The organism is Alphaproteobacteria bacterium, assembly GCA_035625915.1.
GTDB lineage: Bacteria > Pseudomonadota > Alphaproteobacteria > JACZXZ01 > JACZXZ01 > DATDHA01.
Map to the genome: position 1 here is coordinate 1 of DASPOR010000215.1, position 9,006 is coordinate 9,006.

9 protein-coding genes are annotated in these 9,006 nt (G+C 62.9%); all 9 read left to right on the plus strand.

Translation table 11 applies throughout. The features are described from left to right. Positions 1 to 34 precede the first annotated feature (34 nt). Positions 35 to 436, plus strand: a complete 402-nt coding sequence (locus VEJ16_17720; GenBank protein ID HYB11501.1) for a type II toxin-antitoxin system HicB family antitoxin — start codon at positions 35 to 37, stop codon at positions 434 to 436. A 179-nt stretch (positions 437 to 615) separates the two neighbouring features. Then, on the plus strand, positions 616 to 1,773 hold the full coding sequence (locus VEJ16_17725; protein HYB11502.1) for a TauD/TfdA family dioxygenase: 1,158 nt from the start codon (positions 616 to 618) through the stop codon (positions 1,771 to 1,773). Beyond that, on the plus strand, positions 1,770 to 2,336 hold the full coding sequence (locus VEJ16_17730) for an HD domain-containing protein (GenBank protein ID HYB11503.1): 567 nt from the start codon (positions 1,770 to 1,772) through the stop codon (positions 2,334 to 2,336). The genes VEJ16_17725 and VEJ16_17730 overlap by 4 nt, the downstream gene beginning before the upstream one ends. A gap of 76 nt (positions 2,337 to 2,412) precedes the next feature. Then, complete coding sequence (betC, locus tag VEJ16_17735; protein ID HYB11504.1) at positions 2,413 to 3,933, plus strand: choline-sulfatase; 1,521 nt, start codon at positions 2,413 to 2,415, stop codon at positions 3,931 to 3,933. A gap of 31 nt (positions 3,934 to 3,964) precedes the next feature. Next, entirely contained in the window at positions 3,965 to 5,566 is a 1,602-nt protein-coding gene (locus tag VEJ16_17740; GenBank protein ID HYB11505.1) for an NAD(P)/FAD-dependent oxidoreductase, read from the plus strand. 172 nt (positions 5,567 to 5,738) lie between these two features. Continuing rightward, positions 5,739 to 6,623, plus strand: coding sequence for a 3-keto-5-aminohexanoate cleavage protein (locus VEJ16_17745; protein ID HYB11506.1), 885 nt, complete (start codon positions 5,739 to 5,741; stop codon positions 6,621 to 6,623). A 34-nt stretch (positions 6,624 to 6,657) separates the two neighbouring features. After that, positions 6,658 to 7,620, plus strand: coding sequence for an L-carnitine dehydrogenase (locus tag VEJ16_17750; GenBank protein ID HYB11507.1), 963 nt, complete (start codon positions 6,658 to 6,660; stop codon positions 7,618 to 7,620). A 1-nt stretch (position 7,621) separates the two neighbouring features. Continuing rightward, complete coding sequence (locus VEJ16_17755) at positions 7,622 to 8,119, plus strand: thioesterase family protein (protein HYB11508.1); 498 nt, start codon at positions 7,622 to 7,624, stop codon at positions 8,117 to 8,119. A 159-nt stretch (positions 8,120 to 8,278) separates the two neighbouring features. Beyond that, the coding region (locus VEJ16_17760; protein HYB11509.1) for a hypothetical protein at positions 8,279 to 9,006 on the plus strand (728 nt) is incomplete at its 3' end.

Genomic DNA, 9,006 nt, shown 5'->3' on the forward strand with positions numbered 1-9,006 from the left:
GCACGTGAGTTGAGCATCGCAGGCGCGAGGAAAAATGCGATACTACGTTGCCATCGTTCACAAGGACCCCGACAGCGACTTCGGCGTATCGTTTCCGGATTTTCCGGGCTGCATTACAGCGGGATCGACGTTATCCGAAGCGACCGACATGGCAATCGAGGCTTTGTCTGGACACATCGAGCTTATGGCCGCGGACGGTGATGCGATCCCAGAGCCTTCCGACATTGGCGCCATCATGTCGAATCCCGACTTCAATGATGGATTTCCGATACTGGTCCCGGCCCCTAACCCGAAGGCTCGCGCGGTACGTCTTAGCATCACGCTCCCCGAGGATGCGATCGCGGAGATTGACCGCTTCGCCGAGGCCCATGGTTACACACGCTCTGGTTTTCTCGCCCACGCTGCGCGGAAGGTCATTCGAGAAGAGGCGGCATAGGGCGGCACCGCGCGCCTCGTGGTTCAACGTGGCTGTGCCGTGGCGGGCCGGGCGGCGAAATGCCGCGCTCGACTGACCCGAATCGTCCGACCGCGAGACCCCGAAAACTATAGCCTCACTCTATGGAGGGCATCAGAATCTCGTATTGGACCGATAGGCCGAAACGAGCGAAGATCGATTTGCAATTTCGCCAAGGTTTCGCGAAGAACATGCTTACTTACTCGCCGCCCTCATCGATCACGATTCTCGAGCACGGCACGGTTCTCGTTGTCGTCTGGGCGGACGGCCGCGAGAGCTGGTTTCCGGCCATCTGGCTCGCGGACAATCGGCCGGAAAACCGCCACAAGCCCGATGGGCAGCGCCTTCTCGATGCGGCCGAGTTGCCGGCCGATATCGCGATCCGCCGGGCCGAGATCGGAACCGGCGGCATTGCGATTGCGTTCTCCTGCTTCGAGGCACCATCGAATTTCGACGGGACCTGGCTGCGCGCGCACGCCCTCGATCCGGTCTCCCGTTCCGAGCGGCGTCACGCCCCGCTTCTCTGGGACCACGCTCTGGCCGACAACCTTCCGGCCGACACCTATGACGCCGTCACCAATGATCGCGCGGCTCTCGCACGGTGGCTCGCCCATGTTCGGGACCTCGGATTTGCCATGCTGCGGGGCGTGCCCACCAAGGCGGGGCAGGTGTGCGAGGTGGTTGGCCTCTTCGGTTATGTCCGCGAGACCAATTATGGGCGGCTCTTCGATGTTCTCGCCTCCGACGACGCCAACAATCTCGCCAACACCGCACTTGAACTCGGTAACCACACGGACAATCCCTACCGCGATCCCGTGCCGCAACTCCAGTTGCTCCACTGCCTCGAAGCCGCGGAAGGCGGTGGCGAATCGGTCGTGGTCGACGGGTTCGCGGCGGCGGAGCGGCTGAAGCGCGAGAACCCGAGCGCTTTCGAAATCCTGAGCCGGTCGGCGGTACCCTTCCGGTATTTCGAGGCGGGGACGGTCGATTTGCGCCATCGCGCACCCCTGATAGAGCTTAATATCGAGGGCCGGCTTCGGACGATCCGCTTCAACAACCGCTCGATGGCGCCGCTCGATCTCGACGCGGAGGAAACGCTGGCTTTCTATGCGGCTTATCGGCATTTCGCTCGCCTCCTCCACGATCCCCAGTTGACCGTCGGTTTCCGCCTGCGGCCGGGCGATCTCTTCATCGTCGACAACCGCAGGGTGCTGCACGGGCGGCGCGGATTCTCGGGCGGGCGCCGGCATCTTCAAGGCGCCTACGCGGACGTCGATTCACTGCTGAGCAAGCTTAGGATTCTGGAGCAAATGGGATGACCGTTTCGACGCACGATGAACTTGTCCTCGGCGAGATCGAAGCCCTCTTCGAGGCGCAGGGCCGCGAAACCTATGGCGAAGGTGTCACGATCGAGGCGCACAGCCTTCAGACGGCAGCTCTTGCCCTCGCCGAGGGTGCCGACGAGGCACTCATCGTCGCAGCACTGCTCCACGATATCGGTCACTTCCTCGAATTGCGCGACGATCGCTTCGGCTATCACAAGCACGACCGGTCGGGCGGCGACTGGCTCGCGGCGCGCTTTCCGGCATCGGTCGGCGAGCCGGTCCGCCTGCACGTCGCCGCGAAGCGGTATTTGTGCGCGGTCGATCCCCGTTATCGCGAAACACTCTCCGCCGCCTCGCAGCACTCGCTCGAAAAACAGGGTGGTCCGATGACGGCGGAACAAGCGGCCGAATTCGCGCGCAATCCGCACCGGGAGCGGGCGTTGCGACTGCGCCGCTGGGACGATCGGGGTAAGGTGCCGGGTCTGGAGGTTTGGCCGCTTGCGCGGTATCGTTCGATGATTTTCCGATTGCTGCAGGCGTCCGAACGAGCGCCCTGACCGGGCGAAGAACAATCGAAAAAAGGCGGGCGGCAACGGTATCGGCCGGGGAAATGTGCCGACGGGGAACAGGGAGATGCCGACGCCGCAGCCAAATTTTCTCATAGTCATGGCCGACCAGCTGACGCCCGGCGCACTCTGCGCCTATGGGGGCCGGATCGCACGCACGCCTCATATCGACGCCCTTGCGGGCGAGGGTGTGGTTTTCGATTCGGCGTATTGCAACAGCCCCCTTTGCGCGCCGTCGCGAGGCACATTCCTTTATGGCCTGCTGCCGTCGCGTACCGGAGTCTACGACAACGCCGCCGAGTTTCCGGCGGCAATCCCGACCTTCGCGCATCATCTGCGGTGCAGTGGGTACCTCACGGCGCTCTCGGGCAAGATGCATTTTTGCGGCGCCGATCAGCTTCACGGCTTCGAGGAACGGCTTACGACCGATATCTACCCGGCGGATTTTGGCTGGACTCCGGATTGGGAAAATTTCGAGGCGCGGCCGAGTTGGTATCACAACATGCTTTCCGTCACCCAAGCGGGCCCCTGCGTGCGCACGAATCAGCTCGATTACGACGACGAGGTGATCTTCTGTGCGCGCCGGAAGATCTATGAAATCGCGCGCGAACGCACCCGACGGCCGTTCTGCCTCGTCGTTTCCATGACCCATCCCCACGATCCCTTCGCGATCGCGGAGGAATACTGGAACCGCTATCGCGAGGACGAGATCGACGCCCCGCGCGTGACGCTAGGGCGCGATTCACTCGATCCGCACTCCCTGCGCCTGCGTCATGTCAGCGACATGGACAGGATGCCGGTCAGCGCCGAGCAGGTTCGTAATGCGCGCCGCGCCTATTTTGGTGCCGTGTCCTACGTCGACGATCAGTTGGGCCTGCTTCGACGCACACTCGACGAATCCGGCCTCGCCGACGACACGGTCACGATCTTGCTGGCCGATCATGGCGAAATGCTCGGCGAGCGCGGGCTTTGGTACAAGATGAGCTTCTTCGAGGGCTCCGCCCGCGTGCCGTTGATCGTCAGCGCGCCCCGGCGTTTTTCGCCGCGACGTGTTGCAGCGTCCGTTTCCCTCGCCGATATCCTTCCAACCCTCCTCGATCTCGCCGGGCTGGGTGCGTCGGCGGATTGTGGAACCCCACTCGATGGACAAAGCCTTGTCCCGCACCTCGACGGCAAGGGCGGACACGACGAAGTCGTGGGCGAATATGTGGCCGAGGGTGCCATCGCTCCCATCGTCATGGTCAGGCGAGGGAGGCACAAATTCGTTCACTGCCCTGCCGATCCCGACCAGCTCTACGATCTCTCGGCCGATCGCGATGAAGTGCGAAACCTCGCGACGGATCGATCGATGTCCGACGCGGTCCGCACGTTTCGCGACGAGGTGGCCGCACGTTGGGATCTCACGACGCTGCATCAATCGGTCATACTCAGTCAGCACCGGCGGCGGATCGTCACGGCGGCCCTTGCGAAGGGTGCGCCCCACCCGTGGGACTTCGAGCCTTATCTCGATTCGAGCCGCCGCTTCGTGCGGAACAATCGCGACCTCGACGATACCGAGGCGGCGGCACGGCTCCCGCGCATATCCTGATTTGCTTCCGTCGACGGGGGGAGGGGACAAAATGGCGGTCCAGTACGACGCGATCATCATCGGGGCGGGACACAATGGGCTCGTCTGCGGGAGCTATCTTGCGAAAGCCGGCCTCAAGACGCTCGTGCTCGAACGGCGGCACGTTATCGGCGGTGCAGCGGTCACCGAGGAAATAGCGCCCGGCTTCCGCGCCTCGATCTTCTCCTATTTGATGAGCCTGCTTCATCCGCGCGTGATCGCGGAACTCGAGCTAAGGAAGTTCGGTTTGGAAGTGTTGCCGGCGAACGATCTCTTTTGCCCGCTCTACGGCGACGACTACATCATCTTTAGCGACGACACCAAGAAGACCCAAGCGGAGTTCACCCGCTTCTCCCGCCACGATGCGGAGATATATCCCGTCTTCGACGCCTACCTCCACGAAGCGACGACGATCGTGCGAAAGCTTCTTTTCGAAACGCCAATCGACCCGACGCGGCGGGACTGGAAATCGTTCAAGGAGACCGCCGCTTTCTTGTGGCGTCAGCGAAAGGTCGGGCGCAAGGCCTATCGCATCGTCGATCTTCTGACGCAAAGTGCTTACGACTATCTCTCCGACTGGTTCGAGAGCGACATCATAAAGGCGATCCTCGCCTACTACGCGTCGATCGGCACGTTCGCCGGGCCGAAATCGCCTGGGTCGGCCTACGTCATCATGCACCACATCATGGGGGAGCATGTGGGTGCGGGCGGCTGGGGCTTCATCAAGGGCGGCATGGGCAGCATCACCCAGGCGATCGCCGCGTCCGGCCGCCGCTTCGGGCTCGAAGTCATGACCGATGCGCCCGTCGCCGACGTGACCGTCGCGCAGGGGCGCGCCACAGGCGTGCGCACGAAGGACGGGCGGGAATTCGCGGGGCGCATCGTCGTCTCGAACGCCGACAGCAAGACGCTCTTTCAAAAACTCGTGTCGCCGTCCCATCTGCCGCCGGAGTTCCTCGCCGACATCGGGCACTTCCGAACCTTCTCGACCGCATTCAAGATCAATATCGCAGCAGAGGCACCACCCGCCTACAAGGCATTCGACAAGGCGAAGGCCAAATTCGATTACCCGACCTACGTCCACCTCGCACCGGACATCGACTATCTCGAGCGCGCCTATGACGACGCCAAATACGGCTGGTATTCGTCCAAGCCGTTCGTGACCCCGGTTGTCCCGACGATCGTCGACGACACGCTTGCGCCCCCCGGCAAGCACGTCATCAACCTCTTTGGCGGTCATGCGCCCTATCGGCTCAAGAATGGGGATTGGGCGCACGAGCGCGACAATTTCGTGAAAAACGTCATGAACGTGGTGGACGAATTCGCACCCGGCTTTTCCAATGGGATCATCGACATGCAGGTGCTGCTCCCGCCCGATATCGAGGAGATCGTCGGCCTGCCGAACGGGCATATCTTCCAGGGCGAGCTGTCGCCCGATCAGCTTTTCTTCCAGCGCCCCGCCCCGCATTACGCCGACTATCGCACGCCTATTCCGGCCCTATACCAATGTGGGTCCTCCTGTCATCCGGGTGGCGGGGTCTCGGGCATTCCCGGCTTTAACGCCGCACGGGAAATCCTCAAGGACTGGCGCAGACTTTCCCGTCGCGCGAGCTGAGTGCGCGCGAGGCGATAAATCCGTAGGCAGAGCAGCGCAAACGTCGTGATAATCACGGCGATAAAAGTCGCATGACCGCTTTCCTGTTGCGCGGCTTCCGTTCTCGGGCGTAAATCCTAAAGCAACCGCGGCCCGGATATTTCAGGGGGCGGCGCAAATCGGGGACATGCCCATGAACACGGAAGTGATCGTTACGTGCGCCGTCACCGGTGCGGGTGACACGGTCGGCAAACATCCGGCAATACCGGTGACGCCACGCCAAATTGCCGATGCAGCGATCGAGGCCGCCAAGGCGGGTGCGGCGGTCGTGCATATCCACGTTCGCGATCCCGCGACGGGCAAGGGCAGCCGGGACCCGAAGCTCTACCGCGAAGTGGTCGAGCGGCTGCGCGCAAGCAATACCGACGTCGTGATCAATCTGACCGCCGGGATGGGCGGAGATTTCGAGGTCGGCGCGAAGGACCCGAAGGTTCCCGGACCGAATACCGATCTCGTGGGCCCGCTCGAGCGTCTCGTGCATGTCGAGGAGTTGCTGCCCGAGATTTGCACCCTCGACTGCGGCACGCTCAATTTCGGCGACGGCAACATGATCTTCGTCAGCACGCCGACCTACCTCCGCGCGGGTGCCAAGCGCATCCAGGAATTGGGTGTGAAACCCGAGCTTGAAGTCTTCGACACGGGTCATCTCTGGTTCACCAAGCAGCTCCTGAAGGAAGGGTTGCTCGACCAGCAGCCGCTCTTTCAGATTTGCCTCGGCATCCCTTGGGGCGCTCCCGCCGACACCACGACAATGAAGGCGATGGTGGACAGCCTTCCGGACGGCGCCATTTGGGCTGGCTTTGGCATCGGCAGGCTCCAGATGCCGATGGTGGCGCAGGCGGTCCTCCTCGGCGGCAACGTGCGGGTCGGACTGGAGGACAACCTTTACCTCGAAAAAGGCGTCCATGCGTCGAACGGTCAGCTCGTCGAGCGGGCGATCAAGATCATCGAACTCATGGGCGGGCGAGCGGTAACGCCCGCCGAGGCGCGCAAGAAGCTCGGCCTCAAGGCGCGGTGAGTCCAAGCGCGGCAACTTCAAACGGGGCGCTCCGATGGCGGTCGAAAACATCAAGCGTGTTGCAGTCGCCGGTGCCGGTGTAATCGGAAGCGGGTGGGCCGCACGCTGTCTTGCGCACGGCCTCGATGTCGTGGCGTGGGATCCCGGGAAGGGGGCCGAGGAAAAGCTCCGCGCCAACGTCGCGAATGCGTGGCCGGCACTTGCGCGGGTGGGCCTCGCCGCGGGTGCGGATCAGGGGCGATTGAGCTTCGTCGCAAAGCTCGCCGACGCGGTAAGAGATGCGGACTTCATTCAGGAGAACGCGCCCGAGAACGAAGACTTGAAGCGATCGCTCCATGCGGAGATCGACGCCGCATGCCGACCCGACGTCATCATCGCCTCGAGTTCGTCGGGCTTGTTGCCGTCGAAATTCCAGGCCGGGTGCCGGCACCCCGAGCGCGTGGTGGTCGGGCATCCCTTCAATCCCGTCTATCTTCTCCCGCTCGTCGAAGTGCTCGGTGGTTCGAAAACGTCGCCCCAGGCGATCGAACGGGCCGTGCATTTCTACGCCTCGATCTCGATGCGTCCGCTCAAGGTGCGCACGGAAGTGCCAGGATATATTTCCGACCGGCTTCAAGAGGCCCTGTGGCGGGAAGCGCTTCACATGGTCGCGGAGGGGGTGGCGAGTACCGCCGAGATCGACGATGCGATCCGCTTTGGACCGGGCTTGCGGTGGTCCTTCATGGGTACCTGCCTTATCTTCCACCTGGCCGGTGGAGACGTGGGCATGCGCCACATGCTCGCCCAATTCGGGCCCGCGCTCAAATTGCCGTGGACGAAGCTGATCGCACCCGAGCTTACGACCCAACTGATCGACCGCATGGTCGAAGGCACCGCCGCACAAGCGGGCGGGCGAAGTGTGAAGGAACTCGAACGCTATCGCGACGACGCCCTCATCAGCGTGATGGAGGCTCTGAAGGCGGTGAAAGCGCGTCACGGCCTGGCACCGGAGGATTGAGGTGACGGGCAGCGATCCAATTCGGTCGCGCGATAGCGGACGATTGCGACTTCTGCACGCCACCGTGATCCCGGAATGGGTCGACTATAACGGCCACATGAGCGAGCCTTACTACGTCCTCGTCTTCGGGAACGCGTCCGACGCCTTTTACGACCATATCGGAATGGACGATGCGACGCGGCGAGCGACGGCGACCTCCATCTATACCGTCGAAGCGCACATCAACTATCTGCACGAGGCGAAGGAGGGCGAGCGTCTTCTGGTGGAAACGCAGCTTTTGAAGCACGATTCCAAGCGCATCCACCTTTATCACGCGATGCTTCGGGAAGATGACGAGCGGCTCTTGGCGACGACCGAGCTGATGCTGCTGCACGTCGACAAGAAGTCGCTCAAGGTCTCACCCTTCTTGCCGCACGCCGCCGCACGACTTGCCGAAGTCGCAGCAGCACAGGCCGGGCTTTCCCCACCCCGGGACGTCGGGCGCAGCATCGGGCTCTAGTGTGGCTCGTCCGAAATTCGCCCTATGTAACGTTTCGAACGAGGTTTGCCCGGGGCTCGCAACCTTGATTAGTATTGAGAGCCGCTTTTCGAGCCCCGATCTGGAGCCTGGTGCCGAAGCTCACGTGCGGTGCGCCGGGCGAGTGGAGGGAGAGCCGCCATGGGCGCCGCGATACGAGGTGTACGAAGCTGCATCGCGGCAGTTCTGATCGCTGCCGCAGCGCCGACGGGCGCCTATGCTGCGAATGCCGGACCTTCCAGCCAAGCGCCGGCCGCAGCCCCGGAAGAGCCGCCGCCTCAGGTTCGCGCGTTGTTGAACCTGCTCGGCGATACGACGGTCCAGAAATGGCTCGAGCAGCAGGGTGCCGCGAAGGCGGCGGCCGCACCGGCGCAGGAGAGCGAAAATGCGCTCGAGGATTATCTAAATTCCAGTGCTGGCTCGATCCACGACCAGATCATCGCGCTTGCCCACGCCGTTCCGAATTTGCCCTACGAGTTCGAGCGAGCCGGCGCCCGCCTCACCACGGCCCACGGTGAATACGGGGCAGCCAAGGCCGTCTTCAACCTCGCCGTCTTCGTCGCCTTGGGCTTTGGCGCCGAATGGCTGTTCTGGTGGGTAACGAGGAGCGCGCGCCGTCGCCTCGACGGGCTCCCTATCGAGACCACCAACGATCGCATACGGATCATCGCTTTGCGCTTCGCCTTCGCGCTCGGCATGGTTGCAGCCTTTACCCTCGGCAGTCTTGGCCCCTTGCTCGCGCTCGATATGGAACCGACCCGTCGCGGGGCGGCCGTGAGCTATCTGATCTTCGCGGTGGTCATCCAGGTTGCTTTCGTCATCGGCCGTTTGCTGTTGGCCCCCGATCATGAGCGATTCCGCATTATTCC